This is a genomic window from Paenibacillus graminis (assembly GCF_000758705.1).
Lineage (GTDB): Bacteria > Bacillota > Bacilli > Paenibacillales > Paenibacillaceae > Paenibacillus_AQ > Paenibacillus_AQ graminis.
The window spans coordinates 5253157-5273355 of sequence record NZ_CP009287.1; the positions used below are offsets into that span (position 1 = coordinate 5253157).

Consider the following 20199-nt stretch of genomic DNA (forward strand, 5'->3'; position numbering starts at 1 on the left):
ATCGTTAGTTATTTGTTGCCGTACATTTTGTTTACAGCTTCGGTCGCTTCGTCTCCACCGGCTTCCCGCCAGTCCTGGATGAGCTTATCGAAATAATCGATGCTCTCCTTACCCATGATGATCTTCGTAAAGCCTTCGGTCAGAATATCATCCAGCGTTGAGCCGTATTTGGCAAGTTCCTTGGGTTGTGCTCCCCAAAGCGAGGTCTTGATATACTGAGTGTTGTCGATAAAGGGCTTGGCGAGGCCATATGCGCTCCTCGGCGCGCCTTGCTGCAAGTAGTCGCCAACCGCGGTTGGTGTGCCTTTCGTCTCAAACTCGACACTGTTATTATACTTCTGCCACTGACCGGTCGCTGTGAAATGGCTCGTGTCTTTCGTCTTCATCGCCTCGCTGACCTTCACGAACTGCTCGTAGTCCGTGTTCGGGTTTGTGACCTTAAACGGTTGAGAAGCGTGCTCCAAGCCATCGTTCACGAAAGCGGCCATAGTCTCTGGCGATTCCTTGCTGAATCCTTCGTCCATCATATAGGCGTAGAAGTTAATCAGCTTGATCGCCGCTTCCGGATTCTTAGCTTTCTTGTTTACGACAACGTAGTTCCCGTTTAAGAAGGAAACTGAATGAATCACTTCTTCGCCATTGGCGGACGGTATGTTGTAAGGATAAAATATCGCATTCTTACCCAAGTTCGTGACAACATCCGCGCCCAGACTAAAGCCCCACCACTGGTAGTGAGGTTGTACGCCGACTTTTCCGGCTATGACATTGGTGTTCATTGCTGCCATATCTTTAATCGGAAAGTCCGGATCGATAATACCGAGCTTATACCACTCTGCAAATGTTGCAAGTGCGTCCTTCATCGCGGGCTGAGTCGAACCATGGACGATCTTGCCGTCTTTGCCTGGAACCCATATGTCCGGATGAGCCCCCCATGCGACTGCGAGAGTGTTTAATGTATCGAGCGTCTGATCAACTGCCATTCCATAACCGCCGTGTTTTTCCATAAACTTGAGGGCGATGTTCTTAATGTCGTCTATCGTTTGCGGATCCGGGAGTCCGAGTTCCTCCTTCCAATCGTTGCGGATCCAGACAAAATCCGGCTGATCAATTAAGCCGTAGTGCAATTGCGGGATACCGTATAATTTGCCATCTTTCATGCCAGATTCAAAGCTGGCACGGTCCATTTCCATGTATTTTTTCACCCGATCGGATGCGTACTTGTCAAACACCTCGGTCAGATCCATGACCATGCCAGCTTCCATCAACTTCGGCAGCTGCGAAGCGCTTACACGATAAATGTCAGCTCTTCTTGCTTCCGGCTTAGCTGCTTGCAGCGGATCAGAAAACTCCTCTTCTTCAGCCAATCCAAACGCTGAACCTGCCAAAGCAGGTAGTCCTACAGAGATATCTGTACTTATCGGAAAATCCGAGATCATTAGCCAGTTTGAAGAAATGGTAGAACACTACAACACGTCACAGGATCAAGTCAATGTTTCTATCATTTCACTCGGTAATCAAAATGCTTTCGACAAAATGACAACCCTTTATGCTTCAAACAATGCGCCCACCATCACTATGATGGGTTCAGAATATGAATCTATGCATGACAAACTGTTGGACCTGTCCGATCAGCCCTGGGTTCCGCATGTAATGAAAGGCAGTTTGGATTATGTAACGGATGGCAGCCAAATCAAAGGCATGCCAGTTTCGGTTGAGGCCTTCGGTTTGATGTATAACAAAAAGGTGCTGGACCAAGCAAGTGGCGGGGATTTTGATCCCGCGTCAATAAAAACCCAGGATCAGCTCAAATCGCTGATGGATAATATCACTTCATCCGGTGCAGCTGAAGGAGCGATCCATATTTCTCCCATGGACTGGTCATTGGGTGCCCATTATACCAATATTTTCTTTACAGACCAATCTTCAGACAGAGATCAACGTCATAAATTTCTCGACGACCTTAAAAAAGGTACCGTCAACCTCTCCGAGAATAAAGTCTTCTCCGGTTGGATGAATACTCTTGATCTTATGAAAGCGTACAACATTAACAAAAGCTCTCCTCTTTCCCCTGTCTATGACGATGGTCCCACAGCTTTGGCTACCGGACAAGTCGGGCTATGGTTTATGGGAAACTGGGCATATCCTCAGATTCAAGAACTCGATCCCGAAGGCCAATATGGATTTCTCCCTGTACCAATAAGCAATAACGCCGAAGACTATGGAAATTCCGAGATCTCTGTTGGCGTTCCGTCTTATTGGGTTGTAGATGCAGAGCAATCCACCACCGACCAGCAAAAAGCGGCCAAAGAATTTTTAAATTGGATGATCTCTTCTGAAGATGGCCAGGATTATTATGTGAACAAACTCAATTTCCTTTCTGTCTTCGATAATTTTACTGCGGAACCCGCAGATTCCCTTTCCCAATCCGTTCTTAGTTATATGAAATCAGGAAATACGCTTGAATGGATGAATACTTATTATCCAGCAGACGCTTTCCCTGCGATGGGAACTTCCATGCAAAAATATTTGGCCGATAAAATTAACAAATCTGAATTAGTTAAAGAATTCGAAGCATATTGGATCAAGAAAGGATCTAACTAAGACTTTAAGATGGTGGGATATGCGGACTCGCTTATCCCACTCACATTCTCCAGCACGGAGGGAACGGGGGAGTAACCTTGTATAAAGAAACGACTTTGAAAAAAAAGATAACGGTATTCTCCATCTTTGCTTTGATTCCGCTATTTGTTTTTACAGCAGTGGTGATCGTTCCATTTATCATCGGTTTTATAATGACCTTAACTAATTGGAATGGAACCTCTTCTGTCTTTCAATTTATTGGTTTTAATAATTATAAAGCTGCATTTTCAGACAATCAATTTTGGGTGTCCCTATGGCTCACCATCCGTTACGTATTTTTCACGCTTATTTTAACCAATATTGTTGCTTTCTTCCTTGCTTTACTGGTAACAGCAGGCCGAAAGGGGCAGCATTTTTTTCGCGCGGGCTTTTTCACTCCTAACCTAGTAGGCGGAATCATTCTTGGTTTTGTATGGCAATTCATATTTGCTCGTGTACTCGTTTATTTTGGAAAGACATGGGGCCTAGATATTTTCACTTACTCTTGGTTAGGAGATACAACAAAGGCGTTTTGGGCTCTTGTAATTGTCGGAGTTTGGCAAAATGCAGGATATATGATGCTAATTTATATTGCCGGTTTGATGAGTATTCCTTCGTCTCTTTCCGAGGCCGCCAATTTAGATGGAGCAGGTTCATTCCAACAGCTCTTCCGGATCAAAATCCCGATGATGATTTCCTCCTTTACCATTTGTTTATTTTTGACCCTGCAACGAAGTTTCATGGTGTATGATACAAATCTTTCGTTAACAAAAGGCGGGCCTTATCGATCCACCGAGATCATCGCCATGCATGTATATGACGATGCATTTATTTACCGGAATTTTGGATCGGGCCAGGCGAAAGCCATCATGTTATTTATAATCGTATCGTTAATCGTCACTCTGCAAGTTAGGGTCATGAAGAGATTGGAGGTAGACGCCTGATGCGAAATAAACGCTTAAATATTGCTGCAGGCTGGTATGCAGGTATGTCTATCCTTTTCATTATCTTTATTTTTCCTTTTTTATTGATTCTTCTTAACTCTTTCAAGTCTAGAGTAGAGATTATCCGAAATCCTCTAACTCTTCCTAAAACGCTTGATTTTTCAAACTATACGGAAGCATACAACCGAATGAATTTTTCGTACGGATTATCTAACTCTTTGTTTATTACTTGCGTCTCCGTTCTGGCTATTTTGGTGTTTTCTTCTATGTTAGCTTATTATCTGGTTCGTTGGTCGAATAAAATATCTTCCATTATACTGCTTACGTTAGTTTCGTCGATGCTTATTCCATTTCAGTCCATAATGATTCCATTTGTCACGCTGTATGGAAATCTTCACATGCTTAACAGCAGATGGGCACTTATCTTCTTTTACCTTGGATTCGGTATCAGTCTGGCCACCTTCATGTACCACGGTTTTATAAAAACTGTTCCAAAAGACCTGGAGGAAGCCTCATTAATGGATGGAGCCGGGCGGGTTCAAGTGTTCTGGAAAATTATCTTCCCCATTTTAAAACCGATCTCAACGACGATTGCCATTGTAGACGTTTTGTGGATATGGAATGATTTCTTGTTGCCCTCTTTGGTTTTACTTTCGAAAGAACAACAAACGTTGCCGTTATCGACCTATTATTTCTTTGGCAAATATACATCGAACTATGGAGTTGCCATGGCAGCACTGGTTATGGCAATCATTCCTGTTATTATCTTCTACCTCATTATGCAAAAGCAAATTATTAAAGGTGTCGTCGAAGGAGCTGTTAAATAGGTATGGAAACAATAATTAATTTAGAAGACACTACATTTTTAACGAATTTAAAAGTGTCCGTTTCGACTGATGAAGGCTCCTCTTTACAAAGTTTAGATTTAAAAGAAATGAACCAAACTTCAGAGGTGGACGGACACGGCGCTTTCATTAAAAAGACAAGTATGTATACAGACAAAGACAATTCTATCCTAGTCTACCTTCATCTCATAGATTATGGCTCAACGGTTGTCTGCTTTGTGGAAGCAAGTCTGGCTGCCAAGGAGGTATTCTGGCGTCAGTTATCTTTCAATTCAAGACATTCCATCGTTATTTCGGTTCCACAACCACAAAAAACGGACAAGATTTTGGGTTTTTACCACTTTAACGACTGGTGGACACGTCCCTCATTCACTTCCCGTGTGAGAGATCTGCCAGAGCGTACCCAATCGATTCTCTGGCAGTCTGGCTCCCGCTATGCTTACTGTTTACCTGTTGTAACTTTGACTGAAAAAACAGAGATACGAGGCAGTAATGACGGCTTTGATCTTTGTCTTTCGACAAACGTAGGTGGTCGGGACGACATTTCCGCGCCACTGTTCGTTCTTTCATACGGAGAGAACCCTTATCACTTAATCCAGGAAACGATGAAGTTTACACTTGATTTAATTGGTAACCCTACTTCACTTAGAGAACACAAACGTTATCCCAATACTTTGGAATACTTGGGCTGGTGCTCCTGGGACGCGTTCCGTGACGAGGTTAACGCGACGGGTATAATTGAAAAAATCAAAGAATTAAACGAGAAACAAATTCCTGTGCGTTGGATCATGATTGATGATGGCTGGTTAGATGTGAAAGAAAAGGGCCTGATGTCATTTGATGCGGATCAAACGAAATTCCCCGATGGCCTCACTCCATTAATTGAAGAGTTAAAATCGAACTTTGGGGTCCGCTGGGTCGGTGTATGGCATACCTTCTTTGGTTATTGGGCAGGGATTCATCCAGACAGCCCGATTATTCAGGATCATGGTGAGTTTGTGTATAAAACCGCAAAAGGCCGTTTCATACCTTATCCCCGTGCGGATAAAGGCTTCGGTTTCTGGAATGCTTTCCATCGCAGTCTGCGCCATTCAGGTGTGGATTTTGTGAAGGTCGACAGCCAGGGGTCGATAAACAGTTTTTTGCTCCACCATATTCCCGATGGCCATTCAGCGTATGAGATGCATACCGCTTTAGAAGCATCTACCGGATTGCATTTTGATCAGCAATTGATCAATTGCATGGGAATGGAGTCGGAAAATATATGGTTTCGGCCATCCTCAGCGTTATCCCGGAACAGTGATGATTTTGTCCCTGGCAAAGAAATTAGTTTTAAAGAACATGCGCTCCAAAATGCCTATAACTCATTGTATCATCATGTACTGTACTGGGGAGATTGGGATATGTTCTGGACCAATCATGAAGAGGCAACACAAAACGGGGTACTTCGGGCCGTAAGCGGTGGTCCGGTTTATTTTAGCGACAAGCCTGGAACTACGGAACCGAAAGATCTTCTTCCACTTGTATTTCATGATGGTAAAGTGCTGAGAGCCGATCAACCCGGACTCCCGACCTCCGATATTTTGATGGTTAACCCTCAACAGGATGGGGTACCACTTAAGGTCTGGACTCCTGTCGGAGACTCTATAGCAGTTGGGGTATTCAACATTGACCAGGAAGACCGGATTTTAAGTGGATCTATCAGCCCTTCCCAGATTCCGGTGCTGTGTAATGAAGATCAAGAATTCTATCTCTATGAGCATTTCAGCCGAAAGCTGTTGAAGTGTTCATACCGTCAGAGCATCCCATTTATACTTAAGGAAGACGAAGTGGCATTATACTTGATAATTCCAATTCTGAACCACCGGTTTACACCGATCGGCCTTCTTAATAAGTATCTGTCCTCCGCAGCGGTTACAATTTTATTTACTGATGAAAACTCTGCCTTGCTGCAACTAAGAGAAGGCGGAACATTAGGCTTTGGCGCCAGCCAGGAGCCTGCGTTAATTACGGTCAATGGAGCACCAACTCCATTCCGGCGGGATGGGGATCTTTTTGTCACTGATACTATCCAGTCCAGTGAACCCGTAATTATTAACGTCGTGTTTGCATGACCTTTCTTTCTTTGAACCTGCTACAAAACAGGCTGCCGAAATCTCGGCAGCCTGTTACTCTTTGTAAGACCCCGTTTTTATTGACCACTCCGGATCACCCGCCGAATTAGGTACAAATCGCCCTCCTTACGAAATTCACCTGGAGCCATTCCTGTATACTTCCGGAACACTTTGCCGAAATAATTCGCATTAGCGAAACCAGATTGCTCAGCCACCTGCTCAAGCGTCAGATTTGCGGGCTCCAGCAGCAGAGCAGCCGCTCTTTCCAACCTCATTCGAGTTAAATAGCGACCGGGAGAGAGGCCAAGCTTGTGCTCAAACTCTCGGGTGAGATGGTACTTCGAACAGCCAGAGACCTCGGCCATGTCTTTTAGGCCAATATTCCGATGCAGATTGCTGTCAATAAAGGTTTTACACCGTTCTACAAACGGAGGCAATGGGATACTGCTAGCAAGCGTGACAAGATGACTGGCAAGAGACATTGCTAATGAGTACGCAGCCCTAGAACACTGATACATATCGAGATAACTATCCTCAATTGCCTCCCGATAAGTCATCCACAGGAGGCGCTCCAATTCTGACCCCTGTTCAATCCGGAAAATGTAGCCGTTAATATCAATCCATTCCTGCAGAAGATGCAACGCTAAGTGTGACAGTTCGAAGTATAGCACTTCCCATCTGGGAGAATCAGACGGGAGACGGTAGATATGGTTGCCAGGAACATCAGCAAGAAAGGCATCCCCCGGCCCAAGAGAATGTTTTCTCCCCCCCGTTTCGATCTCACCGCGACCATCCAATGTATACTGAAGTACACAATGGTCTCCGGTACGGTTCCGCCCATCCCAGATATAATCATGTGAAGTAATCATCTCATATCCGGCACCTTTTAATAAAATATATGGCATTGGTGTTATATAGTGAAAAGATACCGAGGACTGCATCCCTTTACTTTCCCCCTCGTGACTCACAGCAATATTTTACCCTCCCACCCTCACAAAGTTACTCTTGTTTCGTTTCTCCTTCACCTATAAGCTAATGAAGAAGGGTTGTTTTCTACAATCAGTTATTTCATAGGCTTACTACATTGTAACATTAAAAGGAGCACGATTTCACTTATGAGCATTCATTTTGACGAGAAAAGCCGTGTATTCCATCTGCAGACCCCTGGTTCCAGTTACTGCATTCAGATTGTCCGTGACGGCTATCTGGGGCATTTATACTGGGGACGGCGAATCGCCTCCTATCGGGATTCTGTACCTTTTGATTTCATTGACCGTGGTTTTTCTCCGAATCCCGACCCTGCCGACCGAAAGTTCTCCTTAGACAACCTTCCGCAGGAGTATCCGGGCTACGGGAACGGTGATTTCGGCATACCCGCCTATCAGGTCGCCCAGTCTACCGGATCCGAAATCTGCGATTTCCGTTACCAGACTCATCGGATATTTGCCGGCAAGCCAAAGCTCCCAGGTCTTCCTGCCACTTACATCGAGGGGGAGCAGGAAGCGGATACGCTGGAGCTTGTGCTCGAAGATGCTCTGACCGGTCTTAGAGCTACCTTGATTTACACTGTCTTCAACAAATATGACGCTATGGCGCGATCGGTTCGCTTCGACCATACCGGCTCCGACAATCTGACCCTTCTCCGCGCATTTAGCGCCAGCATCGATTTCAGAGATGACGAGTATGATATGTTGACCTTCTACGGGGCGCATACCAATGAACGAAATATCGCACGCAGACCCCTGATGCCAGGTATTCAGAGTGCGGAAAGCCGGCGGGGAGCCAGCAGTCCCCAGCAAAATCCGTTTCTAGCTCTGCTTCGTCCTGGCGCTGATGAAGACAATGGTGAGGTGTACGCGCTCAGCCTCGTTTACAGCGGGAATTTCATCGCCCAGGCGGAGGTTCAACAATATGGGACGACCCGGGTTTCGATAGGGATCAATCCGTTTGGCTTCTCCTGGAAGCTGACTCCCGGGGAAAGCTTTCAAACACCCGAGACCATTATGGTGTATTCGGCACAAGGCTTGGGCGGGATGTCCCGTATCTTTAATTCGCTGTATCGCACCCGGCTCAGTCGCGGCAAATTTCGTGACGCCGAACGCCCAATATTAATCAATAACTGGGAAGCCACCTATTTTGACTTCAATGCCGACAAGATCGAAGCGATTGCCCGTGAAGGGAAGGAACTTGGTATGGAGCTCTTTGTCCTAGACGATGGTTGGTTCGGCAAGCGGGATAATGATCTGAGTTCCTTAGGCGACTGGACCGTTGACCACCGCAAGCTTCCGGAGGGGCTGGACAATCTTGCCCGGCGTATAACCGGAATGGGCATGCAGTTCGGTCTGTGGTTCGAACCGGAGATGGTCTCACCGGACAGCGAACTCTACCGACGCCATCCCGACTGGTGTCTTCATGTGGCGGATCGTCCCCGCACAGTGGGGCGGAATCAGCTTGTGCTCGATCTGTCGCGGCAGGATGTATGCGACTATATTGTTGGAGCACTGTCCGATATTCTGTCTTCCGCGCCTATTACCTATGTCAAATGGGATATGAACCGTCACCTGACCGAGATTGGCTCGGCCCTGCTCCCGCCAGAACGCCAGCGCGAAACGGGACACCGTTATATCCTCGGCCTGTACAGTGTACTGGATCAGCTCACTTCCGCCTTCCCGGACGTACTATTCGAGAGCTGTTCGAGCGGAGGAGGGCGCTATGATCCTGGCATGCTCTATTACATGCCGCAAACGTGGGCTAGTGACAATACGGACGCGATCAGCCGACTAAAAATCCAGTACGGTAACAGCATGGTCTATCCAACCGTGTCTATGGGCGCTCATGTTTCAGGTGTGCCGAATCATCAAGTCAACCGGATTACTCCTCTTGACACAAGGGGACATGTCGCGATGTCGGGAAACTTTGGCTACGAGCTGGATCTCACCACGATGTCGCCAGAGGAAAAGCTAACGGTCAAGTCTCAAGTTGCGCTATATAAAGACATTCGCCCCCTTATCCAATTCGGGGAATTTTATCGGATTTCAAGTCCGTTCGAGGGAAATGATGCCGCCTGGTCCTTTGTTTCTGATGACAAAAGCGAAGCAATACTTGCTTTCTTTCGAGTGCTGAGCCAGCCGGGGGAAGGGGTTCCCATTCTGAAATGCAAAGGATTGAATCCGGATTACTTATATCGCCATCACGAAACCGGAAAAGTATATGGAGGTGACGAGCTGATGTTCGCCGGACTGACGCTTCCCAGAATTAATGGCGATTTCATCAGCCTATTCTGGCGGTTCAGCAAGACCGGCGCGCAATGAGCTGTGTTAAAGCCTAAAAATTAGGAAAACCACAGAAAGCGGGGCATGAAATCATAAGATTTCATGCCCCGCTGGCTGCGTCCCAACGCCGTTTTGACGTGATTATCCAGGTTATATCATTATTTCAAATGAACGCGGAGCAACGGGACATCGCCTGTCACTCATGAAACGACGTGTCCGCGAATCTCAAAACGGCGTGTACACGAACAGATCGACTTTTCACACAATTTCTCCAATTTCATTCACTGATATTTATATGGGCTCCACCGTCTACAAGTATACTTGCCCCATACATGAAATCTGCTATTCTTGTGCACAGCATGAAGATAACGCGTGCTACATCGTCTGGAGTTGTACTCATCGGCATTTTAATATACGCCATTTTAGCGCGAGTTTCTTTGTTATCCATGCCTTTATAATTTAGATAATTTGCACCAATGGTGTTCATTGCTCCAGGCAATACCATGTTTACATTGATACCATACTGCTTAACCTCACGGGCAAAGGATCTGGAAAAACCCATGGCACCGGCTTTTGCGGCGGCATAGTGATTGAGAATACCAAGCGGAGGTTCACAATTCACGGCAGCATCAGATCCAATGGGGACAATTTTACCTCCATTGCCAAGTTGCTTCATGACTTTTGCGGCACTGCGACAAGTATTGAACGTGCCTGTTAAAACTGTATCAATGGTGTATTTCCACTCTTCATCTGTTAGCTCAAGGGAGGGGAAGTAACTCCAGTATGCTGCACTATTAACACATATATCAAGTCTGCCAAACTGTTCAACAGCAAAATTCATAACGGCATCCATTTCCTCTGAATTCCTGATATCGGCCTTTATGAATTTAATATTTTCCCTTCCTATGGTAGTGAAAGCTTCCAATGCAAAAGCACCACACTCCTCGTCGATATCTGTCAATACGATTGCGGCACCTGCTTCTGAAAGACGGTTAGCCACCAGAAACCCCAGGCTACCTGCACCACCTGTTACAACAGCGACTTTGCCGGTCAGATCGAGTAAATCAGACATCGGGCCTGCCTCAGTTACATATTTCGAAGTCAAACTTAGAAATACATTATTTTCCATTTGTACACTAACTCCCTTATTTTGATATTATCGGCTATGAAATAGCCCTAATGCCTTTTTAGTATGGCAGAGGTCTTTCAGGAAATATGGTATAATACATATAAAAATCATATAAAATCGAGGGATTTACAATGTTCACAACGAATGATATTCCCGATTTGGCTTATCTGTGTAAACAGCTACATGAAAGTTTGCAGCTTCCGGTTTATTGCACGTCGAATGCAGACTTTGAAGAGGAAATGATTTTAAACTCCAGCCTTTCCCCACATCCCTTCTTTTCAGATTCGGCTGAGCTTTTCCGTTCTGTGATAAGTCAGGGAACAGATTGGCATGGTCCAATTCTCAGCGAAACCAATTTCATGGAGCAATTTATCGTTCTACCGTTAAAACATAACGGCCACGGACAATCCATCATTGTCATCGGCCCGGCCATCCGGCAAAAGCTGAATGACGAGATTTGCGGCAATCTCTTAAACGATTACAGCTTATTTCACACAGAACGGACAAGCTGGAAGGAATATTGGAACCGCCTTCCAGTCATGAACCGGCTACGAATGTTGCATATCGGCGTATTGGCCAACTGGATAATTCACCGGGAAGCATTGGATATTACGGATGTGCTTCAATCCAGCTTGCAATATGAACTTCCAGTTCGCCAGAAGGAGATAGTAGAGCTTGCTCTGGCGGACCGCCGCGAATTCCCCATCTTTTATGAGGAGATTGGAAAGGCAAACCAAATGCTAGCTTTAATCCGCAGCGGGAATAAAAACGAGCTTATGAAGAAGTTAGCCGAAACCACTTACGAAGAAACCGAAGCACTCTCTAAGCGTAGCCATCTTCGCAGCGTAAAGAACCTAGCGATAAGCGGAGTCTCCATAAGCATGCTTGCGGCAATTGAAGGAGGTTTGTATGAGGAATTAGCCTTTACGCTCTGCAATATACATATTCAACATATAGAAGAACTTAACGAGGGCAAAACGGTAGAGGCCGCCGCCATCCAAGCGATGCTGGATTTCGCCGACCGTGTCGCCCAATGCCGCAAGAACAGCGTCTCCAAACCGGTTTATGTTTGCAAGGAATACATTTACCGTCATCTGTTCGAAGAAATTAGTCTGCAACAGCTTTCGGAACTCTCTGGGCTTAACCCCGAATATCTGTCGCAGTTATTCAAGAAGGAAACTGGATTGACATTAATGAACTATATCCAATGGGAACGAATCGAAGAGGCAAAAAAGCTGCTCGCCCATTCCAATGCGCCGATTTTAACCATCGGAGCGCGGCTCACCTTTTATGATCAGTCGCATTTTATTAAAGTCTTCAAAAAACACACAGGAGTAACGCCTAAGCAGTACAGGAACGGGATTCGCGCGGGCAGTGTTCAATTCCCGTGGTAACAACTCGCCAAATTATGTAAGTCTGAAGCCCTATTATTATCGAACCATTATTTTTCTCTCGATCTTCAACTTCTCCCTGATAATCACAACACATCCTTGCAGCCGGATGTGTTGTGAAGTTGCAACAATGAATAGGTCTGTCTCTCCGGCTCCACGACTTGATTCCTCCATAGAAAACCTTCAGGAGAATGATAAAACATTGTTAAAATCTTCCTTCGTAATCAGAGTCGACTCTACTCTCATTTTATAAAATGCTTTTCTAACTATTCCCCATGAAAAAAGCGGCGTGTCCGGGTTGATGCCGGACTGCCGCTGTATTTTGTGCTTAATGGACTACTACACGAACACTCCTCAGGTTTTGAACTTTCGCAAAAGACGAGGCCTTATCACCTTAACGGTCGAAGGTCGCTTGCAACGCCGGGAAATAGGTACCGGGCGTTTTGTAAGTGAATGTTACGATATTACTATCTGACCGGATCTTCCGTAGGGCGATACAGCGAAATCGCGATTACAAGAAAATTCCAATCGACGCCCACAATATTGCTATTTTTGGATAAACTGGACTTCGCAGTAAAAATAACGGTCTGGCCGGTAACAACACCAATTCGGTCGAATCAGTCCACTGTCATTTTGACAACAGGCTGAATTACTGTATATATGAAGTTTTAAAATTTGACTTGCACCAGTCAATGTATGAGATCTCTTGAAATAAGTATATTAAGAGGGACGAATACGTGTATGGTACTCAATTCGGGTTTTGAACTTCCCTTTGTGAATTTTACTTCGTCTCCTCAGTACGCCGGTTGTCCCCGAACCAAAAGCTCTCCAGATTAAACAATCTTCCATTTGGGCGGCCTTTAAAGATCAGAAAAACCGCATGAATGCCTGAAGTAGGTTTAATCATGCATGATACATTCTCCCAGACATGCCAGCCTCCAGTACAGCCGATCTTGCAAGAACCGATCCACGTACCCTCTGGAGAATCGAGCACAATTTCAATTTCACCTCCATAGACGGCGCTGGCCACCAATGCTTCGAATGAGGTTTTACCGAGGCCGAAATCGATATATTTGTATGCCGCCCAATTTTCGTTCTCAATGAAAGCCAGATGCTCGCGATAGCGTTCTTCTCCCGCTTCAAGACCTTTGTCAACAGGCTCCGTGCGAACCTTACCCGACAGCAGACACGCACGCCAGGCTTCCACTCGACTTCCCGCGTCGAGCGGTGCCGACACACCTTGAGTGGTCATCTCGACCTCATTAATGCTGCCGTTATCACTGAAGAAGATCGGCTCTATACAAACGCGGCGGTTGTAACGGCTAGCTTGAGAGGATCGATGATAGAAGACGTACCAATTCCCGTTGAATTCCGCAATCGACCCATGGTTATTCCACGTTTCTGAATCACATCCATCGTTATCGATAATAATGCCTCTCTTCTTGAACGGACCGAGCGGGGTCATACTGGTCGCATATCCGATGCATGTTGCTCTCCCTCGACTAATATCGGTATAGACTAAATAATAAATCTCGTTCCGCTTGCGTAGGGAGGCTCCTTCGTGAAAGCCATGCTCTTCTTCGTTGATCAGGCTTGTATTCAAGGTGGCAGGATCGATTGATTTCATATCAGGCTTCAGCCTTGCGCCGCGGCATTTGAATTGTCCCCAATAGATATATGCTTGCCCATCATCATCGACAAAAACGGCCGGGTCGATTGCATCCCCGTGCGGTCCGTCTACGGGCACCGCATCTCTGAAAGGCCCGTATGGTGTATCGCTGACGGCAACCCCTTCACTATTATCCGCAGAGCAGAAATACAAATAGTAGCGTCCGTCTTTATAGATGCAATCTGGCGCGTAGAGCGGGAGCGGGGTAATCCCTGTGTGCCATGGCACGTCTTCCGATGTGAAACTGACACCATCCTTCTGCCAGTTCACCAAATCTGCCGAAGAAAATACACTGTATTCGTTGCTGCACCAGAATGTATCACCACTGAGGTCATAGGAACCGTAGATATACATTCTCCCATCTTTCCATTGTCGAGCCTCTGCATCCGGAACAAAATACTGCACAGGTAATATTGGATTCAAGGAACAACCTCCTTTTAATTGTATGAATTTGAACGAATATAAAGCTCTTCCGCCATCGTCAAATGACGTTAAGAATGAAAAATTTAAATTTGCTCATCAAGTGACTCCTTCAGTTCCTTCTTAAAGCGAATCATCGCCGGGTGATCTGAATAATTCAATAAAAACGCATAGCTCGTTCCGTTTGAAGAACACATCCTCAATTCCACTTCGGCCGGCGCATCTAACCAGTCGGCAGCGGGAGACACAAGTCCCAGTTCTCCAATGAGCGCATCGTTCGCTGAAGGCGACGCCGAAATATCATACTTGGCCCTTCCCTATTGCGCGTCTCGTTAGCGCCGGAACCGGACGCATGTAACAATGGCTGTGCGGATTCTTGTATCCGGTACGCGCACCGTACAATAACATGCCGCCCTGTGCAACGTATTGCGTTAAGGGGGAGTGCCAAGGATAACCTTAAGTCCATACTCATAAGACGCCCAGCTCAAATTCTCGAACCTAATCGATTTCCTTCATTGTGTTTCTGGCCTCCTATTTTCCAGGTTTCTATGCTTTGTCTCATTAATTACTAGCTAACGGACACTCTTTTGGCAGCACAAGTTTCAATTACAGTAACGTTCCTTGTTATACGTTTTCTTATTTCTAGCTGCCTCACCAGTACCTACTTTAGTGATTTTTATAGCGATGTATCACAATTTACGGACTCATTAAATGAACCGCCATTTGGATAATTAACATCGATCACACCATTCCATCGAACCGTAAGCGCAATTCCATCAGGCACATTACCGGCTATGTAAAAAGCCTTATCGGTCTTTTTCCAATTCACTGATATAATTCCTGCTGGAGTAGAAATCTCTCCCTTCATTTCCGGAAGATTCAGCGTATGCGGCTCAATCAGGACCTCGCACCATCCTGGTTTAAGACTTTTCACGCCAAGGATGCAGTGAGTAAGTTCATACAGGGGCAGCGCGCTCCACGCATGGCAATCACTCCGAGACTCCGTAGGTGTCTCCGGAAGAGTTGTAAGATTAAGCGGCAGCAGTTCAATCCATTGGTTCATAAGTTCAACTGTTCGTTCATACATTCCAGCCTTTTCAAGAGCACGGAACAGGAAAAATGCCATTGAGAAAGAGCACTTCAACACTTCTGGTTTATCAAGCGCATTGTTCATCACGCGCTTCGCCTTCTCGCCTGTGGAAAGTCCGGTAAGTACTGCCCATAGCTGGGCATGCTGGCTGTATTGTTCGAATGCCGGACCTTCGCAGTACATTCCCTGTTGTTCAGACCAACAAAGCCGCTCAATGGATTGAAGAATTCCGCGCGCGCGCAGCTCGTACTCTTCTCCGACCTGACTGCGTCCGGTCACAATACTTAGTTGTGCTGCAACCTGTAAGGCACTTACATAAACCAAATTATGGACCGTGGATGGTCCTTCTTTAGAAGCTGCAGGCTCACCAGCTTCCCATTCTGTGACCCAATCGATATATTCCCAGTAACCAATGCGTTCCACCAAGCCTGTATTGCCTACCTTGCGTTCAAACCAGTCAAGGATGGCATCAACTGTAGGGCGGTAGCGTTTAACAAGCTCTGTATCCCCCGTCTGCTGATAATAATCATGAAGCATGAAAATATAATGTAAAGAAAACGAAGGAATGATCTGAACCATCGTGCTCGGGAAACGGTTCTGTGTAATTCCTTCCGGTAAAAGAGAACAGTGAAAGTCCTCTAATGCTTTTCGGGCAAGACCAATGTCGCCTCCGACGCTATATGTAAATAGTGCCTGGAGCCTCGTATCCATAATAAACTGCATTTGTTCATAATAAGGGCAGTCTTCGTAGGTCTCATGCATACAGAACTGCAAGGTTCTCAAACTGACATTGTAAAGAGGTTCAACCCAGTCTGCAGGTGATGCAACAGAAGATTTAGCCTGCAACGGGTAGGCACTTTCCAAATATCGGGGGCGCCGAAGAAGTATTGGCGACTCCCCCGTCTGCACTTCAATCCGAATAAAACGGAAGGTTCTAAGCCAGAATGGCTCGTAAAGTTCAGCTTGGCCGGACGGATAATAAATATCTTCAAATCCCATAATGACGCCGTTATAAGCATCGTCCCGGACGGTACTGTTCTTCACGTTACCCGGTTCAAAATAACGCTCTGCATAGCGGAAAGTAACCTTGGCTCCTTTTCCTTGATCAATGTAATAAAGGGGGTACCCGGTAACCAGCTCTCCGGCATCCAGTTCTATAACCAGATTGCTGTGAGGCGGAAGATTGACCTCATAGTTGGCATCAACAGAGCTATAAAAGCTAAACGAATCAAGATCATTCTGACGGATAGGCATCTCACGGACAAACTCCCGCTGTCTCTCATACAACAACGGAATTGGACGTGAAACAAGAGGAAGGGTCGGTACGATAAAATGTGGATACGGATCGCCAATACTCAGACAAGGGTCGCTCTTTTCCGCCTGGTACCACCCCCCCTCCGGCTCAGCCTCCTCTTTCCATCTGCGTGGTAGTAGTGCTCCCTTAACACGTTCGGCAATGGCTCCCATATAAATGGTATATTGATTGTCTGAATGAACAGTAATAGCATCATCCACAGCTGCTTGCCAATCGGCAAAGCCGGTTGTCAAATCTGCCAGCACTTCACCTTGAGCGTTTATACAAACTCCTCTTACCGCCAGTCTTGGACCGATCGGTAAAGACGAAATAGAGTATATAGGCTGATTGGCCTTCAGTGGGTCATTAACTAGATACGTATTTAATGACCATACTTGAACAGCGAAGATATTAAGTCCGGGCCGAAGGTAGGAACTTACATCCAGTGTCTCGTAATAATGTCGCCAGCGGTCCCCTTTGCAAGGACCCGATACGACTGGTTCACCGTTAACCCAAAGTCGATAGCGACTGTTGGCACTAATTGAAAGTTCGAGTGAACCAGGGGTGTCAAGATGAACGGTGTAACGGTAATAAACAAAGCGATTTTCTTTTACATCCGGATCAAGTCCTTTTTTTTCATAGGCATTCCAGGGAGGTTTAATCCAATATGCTCCACTGAGCTTGCTGGATGTCTCTGTCATGAACATTTCGCCTCCTATTTCTATTTTAAATTATTGAACTATCAAGATTATTCATATTCCACATACTCAAACCAATCGAAATCGGCATGCTTGCCGCCTCCGCTCATATCTTGGCAGCAAAGACCGACAAAGGCGCCGGTAAAGGTCATTCCATCACAGAATTCATCGGACAATGTGCTTGCATCCATCACCGGACCAATCGGAATCCAATCTTCTTCATTTTTGGCATAATAAAACTGCAATTGATCATAGTCGATTGCTGCCCGGAGGAAGATATGCTTCCATCCGTCAATTCCAATATCCGGAATGGGTAAATTGAACGCCATATTTTGTGCAGAGATGATACCGAGGCATTTTCCCAAATGCTCATCATGGCTTACCCTCAAATAATAGAAATTCTGTCTATTGTAATAACATACAAGACCGGCCATTTGCTGAAAGTTGTCGGGTTCAAATTCCATGAAGGTGGATGCGGTGTAACGAAATGCTTGCTGCCTTCTAGCCACCAGGCTTTGCCTGTGAGTGGATATCAATGATTCTTTTCCTTTTAATCTAAGATATCCCGGCCGCTCTTTTAACGACATCATATCCTCGCCTAAAGGAATTCTTAGCGTAGCAAACTGCATGTCTAACTTCACTGAGGCAAAGTGATCTCTCGTGGCGCTCGGTTCCCATTTATGCTCAGACAGAGCTGGAGCCTGCACTTTTACTTGAGGCTCCCGTCCCCCATGCTCGAGCCTAAACCAGCCTTCTTCAGTCCATATCATTTTTTGAATGGCTGTCTCCCTGCCCAAAATACATCTCCCGGTTGCAGGAATCGGCCTGCCGCAAAGATGAACTATATACCATTCTCCACTCGGAGTATCCACAAGGCTAGCATGCCCTGCTTTCTGAAGAAGTAATGTCGGATCATGCCTGGAAGTCAGTATGGGATTGGCCGGATCCAGTTCATACGGGCCTTCGATATTGATGGAACGTGCCATTGTAACCGCATGATGCAACCCAGTCCCCCCTTCCGCAGTCATCAGATAGTAATAACCATTATGCTTGTAAAGATGAGGCCCTTCCGTTATGCCTAGCTCTGATCCCATAAAAATATTCACCGGATTGCCCACGAGCTTTTTCTCCTTCATGGAATATTCCTGAAGAACAATTCCTGCAAACAGATTCCTCACCGAACGGTAATCCCACAGCATGTTGACGAGCCATTTTCTGCCGTCATCATCGTGAAATAATGAAGGATCAAATCCGCTGCTGTTCAGGTATATAGGCTCAGACCATTTCCCAGTCAAATCCGTGGCCGTCACAAGATAATTGTGCGTATCCTTGAACCCCCAACCATCCACTGATTTTGCATCTGTATAAATTAAGTAAAATACACCCTCGGAGTAACTTAAGCAGGGGGCCCACACCCCTCCGGAACAGGGGTTCCCCCTCATATCGAGGTGAGACACGCTATTTAAAGGGCGGGCGATGAGCTGCCAGTGGATCAGATCCCTGGAATGATGAATCTGTACTCCGGGAAACCATTCAAAGGTTGAAGTTGCAATATAAAAGTCTTCTCCAACCCGAAGAATCGAGGGATCTGGGTTGAATCCCGGCAGTATAGGATTAGTAATGAAATTATTCATAATCCTCCACTTTCCATTCATCTTTCCAATCCAAGTAAGCCATCTCTCCATCAAAGCGTACAGGAAGCCATACATAGTCCGCTTTAGAAGTATTAATATCTATCAAAAGTGAATAGTGAGTCTCTTCCATAACAAAATCGGTATCAGGATCGAAAATCGCCTGGTAAATTTCTGCAGATTTCCGGTATCCCTCTCCGTTCGCATGGTCTTCTCCCGCCAACTCGGGAAGATTCGGCATCCATCTATCTGCTAAAGCAATGTACAGATCCTTCTTAAATGGATGTTTAAATACCGAAGTAATCTGCGAGTTATAAGAAGTTCTGGAGACATCCTCTGGATGGGGGTCCCCTAGTACTTCCCAAGGACCGTGGAACGTTTTGGCCTTTGCCACTTCTGAAGGGTTAGGATGATAGCCTGTTGTTCCAGAAGTAAACAAGTAATGCTGTCCCTTTCTGAAGAAATAGGCCGGGGCTTCACGTACATAAGGCGGTTGTATATTGGGAAAATGCGTAGAATAATATCCTGTCACATTTGTATAATCGTCAGTCAAATCGGCACAGATAAGTTCGCTGTGAACCCGCTCAAAACAATAATATGCTTTGCCATCAGGCGAGACCGTCAGATCAAAATCTCCGGCACTCATATTTAGCGGACGAAGATTGCCTTGAACCATTGTGTAAGGTCCGAGAATATGGTCGGCAGTCAACACTGTGGACTTCTGCGTGCCGTCTTTTTTCATAACTTTAATCCAGCATACAAACTTACCAGTTGCTTGATTAAAAATTATATGCGGTCTGTCCATATATTGAGAAAAGTGCAGAGGAGAACTCTCATCCTTTTCCTCAGGTAAAATTATGACCCCTTTGTCTTCCCAGTTATATAAATCCTGAGATGCATAACATCGTACACCCCAATGCCAAATTCCAGTGCCTGGTTTAGTTTTTTCCTTGTTCTCACCATACCAATAAAATGTGTCTCCAACGGTAATAATTGAACCTCCATGCGCCTGAATTCGTTTACCCTCCGTATCCAGCCATACTTGTCCGGGTCTAACAGAATTGTATTGCATTTTATTCTCTC

14 protein-coding genes are annotated in these 20199 nt (G+C 45.7%); 6 read left to right on the forward strand and 8 right to left on the reverse strand.

The window, feature by feature from the left end:
• Window positions 1-8: 8 nt before the first annotated feature.
• Window positions 9-1364, reverse strand: a complete 1356-nt coding sequence (locus PGRAT_RS22605; RefSeq protein ID WP_155990404.1) for an extracellular solute-binding protein — start codon at window positions 1362-1364, stop codon at window positions 9-11.
• On the opposite strand from PGRAT_RS22605, the gene PGRAT_RS22610 reads away from it, so the two are divergent.
• The 4 genes from PGRAT_RS22610 (at window position 1297) to PGRAT_RS22625 (ending at window position 6522) form a co-directional block, all read left to right on the forward strand.
• Complete coding sequence (locus PGRAT_RS22610; protein WP_036705106.1) at window positions 1297-2601, forward strand: ABC transporter substrate-binding protein; 1305 nt, start codon at window positions 1297-1299, stop codon at window positions 2599-2601. The genes PGRAT_RS22605 and PGRAT_RS22610 overlap by 68 nt on opposite strands.
• Before the next feature lie 77 nt (window positions 2602-2678).
• Entirely contained in the window at window positions 2679-3563 is an 885-nt protein-coding gene (locus tag PGRAT_RS22615) for a carbohydrate ABC transporter permease (protein ID WP_025705912.1), read from the forward strand.
• On the forward strand, window positions 3563-4390 hold the full coding sequence (locus PGRAT_RS22620; protein ID WP_155990405.1) for a carbohydrate ABC transporter permease: 828 nt from the start codon (window positions 3563-3565) through the stop codon (window positions 4388-4390). Before PGRAT_RS22615 ends, PGRAT_RS22620 begins: the two co-directional genes overlap by 1 nt.
• 2 nt (window positions 4391-4392) lie before the next feature.
• Entirely contained in the window at window positions 4393-6522 is a 2130-nt protein-coding gene (locus PGRAT_RS22625) for a Sip1-related alpha-galactosidase (protein WP_025705914.1), read from the forward strand.
• 77 nt (window positions 6523-6599) lie between these two features.
• Here the strand turns inward: PGRAT_RS22625 and PGRAT_RS22630 are convergent, their stop codons facing one another.
• On the reverse strand, window positions 6600-7463 hold the full coding sequence (locus tag PGRAT_RS22630; RefSeq protein ID WP_025705915.1) for an AraC family transcriptional regulator: 864 nt from the start codon (window positions 7461-7463) through the stop codon (window positions 6600-6602).
• 174 nt (window positions 7464-7637) lie between these two features.
• Here PGRAT_RS22630 and PGRAT_RS22635 point away from each other — a divergent pair, with 174 nt between their 5' ends.
• Window positions 7638-9833, forward strand: coding sequence for an alpha-galactosidase (locus tag PGRAT_RS22635; protein WP_025705916.1), 2196 nt, complete (start codon window positions 7638-7640; stop codon window positions 9831-9833).
• 238 nt (window positions 9834-10071) lie between these two features.
• On the opposite strand, the gene PGRAT_RS31810 is transcribed toward PGRAT_RS22635, so the two are convergent.
• Window positions 10072-10923 carry an SDR family NAD(P)-dependent oxidoreductase gene (locus tag PGRAT_RS31810; RefSeq protein WP_025705917.1) on the reverse strand — a complete coding sequence of 284 codons (852 nt, stop codon included), beginning with the start codon at window positions 10921-10923 and terminating at the stop codon, window positions 10072-10074.
• A 131-nt stretch (window positions 10924-11054) separates the two neighbouring features.
• On the opposite strand from PGRAT_RS31810, the gene PGRAT_RS22645 reads away from it, so the two are divergent.
• A complete protein-coding gene (locus PGRAT_RS22645) occupies window positions 11055-12317 on the forward strand; it encodes a helix-turn-helix domain-containing protein (RefSeq protein WP_025705918.1) in 1263 nt (420 codons plus the stop codon).
• 778 nt (window positions 12318-13095) lie between these two features.
• Here PGRAT_RS22645 and PGRAT_RS22650 read toward each other — a convergent pair.
• The 5 genes from PGRAT_RS22650 to PGRAT_RS22665 all read right to left on the reverse strand — a co-directional run bounded on the left by PGRAT_RS22650 (window position 13096) and on the right by PGRAT_RS22665 (window position 20188).
• Entirely contained in the window at window positions 13096-14406 is a 1311-nt protein-coding gene (locus PGRAT_RS22650; RefSeq protein WP_025705919.1) for a family 43 glycosylhydrolase, read from the reverse strand.
• 297 nt (window positions 14407-14703) lie between these two features.
• Window positions 14704-14811 carry a hypothetical protein gene (locus PGRAT_RS34970; protein ID WP_081954763.1) on the reverse strand — a complete coding sequence of 36 codons (108 nt, stop codon included), beginning with the start codon at window positions 14809-14811 and terminating at the stop codon, window positions 14704-14706.
• Between the two features lie 268 nt (window positions 14812-15079).
• A complete protein-coding gene (locus tag PGRAT_RS22655; RefSeq protein WP_162165082.1) occupies window positions 15080-17488 on the reverse strand; it encodes an alpha-L-rhamnosidase-related protein in 2409 nt (802 codons plus the stop codon).
• A 47-nt stretch (window positions 17489-17535) separates the two neighbouring features.
• Window positions 17536-19119, reverse strand: coding sequence for a glycoside hydrolase family 43 protein (locus tag PGRAT_RS22660; RefSeq protein WP_025705921.1), 1584 nt, complete (start codon window positions 19117-19119; stop codon window positions 17536-17538).
• On the reverse strand, window positions 19112-20188 hold the full coding sequence (locus PGRAT_RS22665) for a family 43 glycosylhydrolase (RefSeq protein WP_025705922.1): 1077 nt from the start codon (window positions 20186-20188) through the stop codon (window positions 19112-19114). The genes PGRAT_RS22660 and PGRAT_RS22665 overlap by 8 nt, the downstream gene beginning before the upstream one ends.
• Between the last annotated feature and the right edge of the window lie 11 nt (window positions 20189-20199).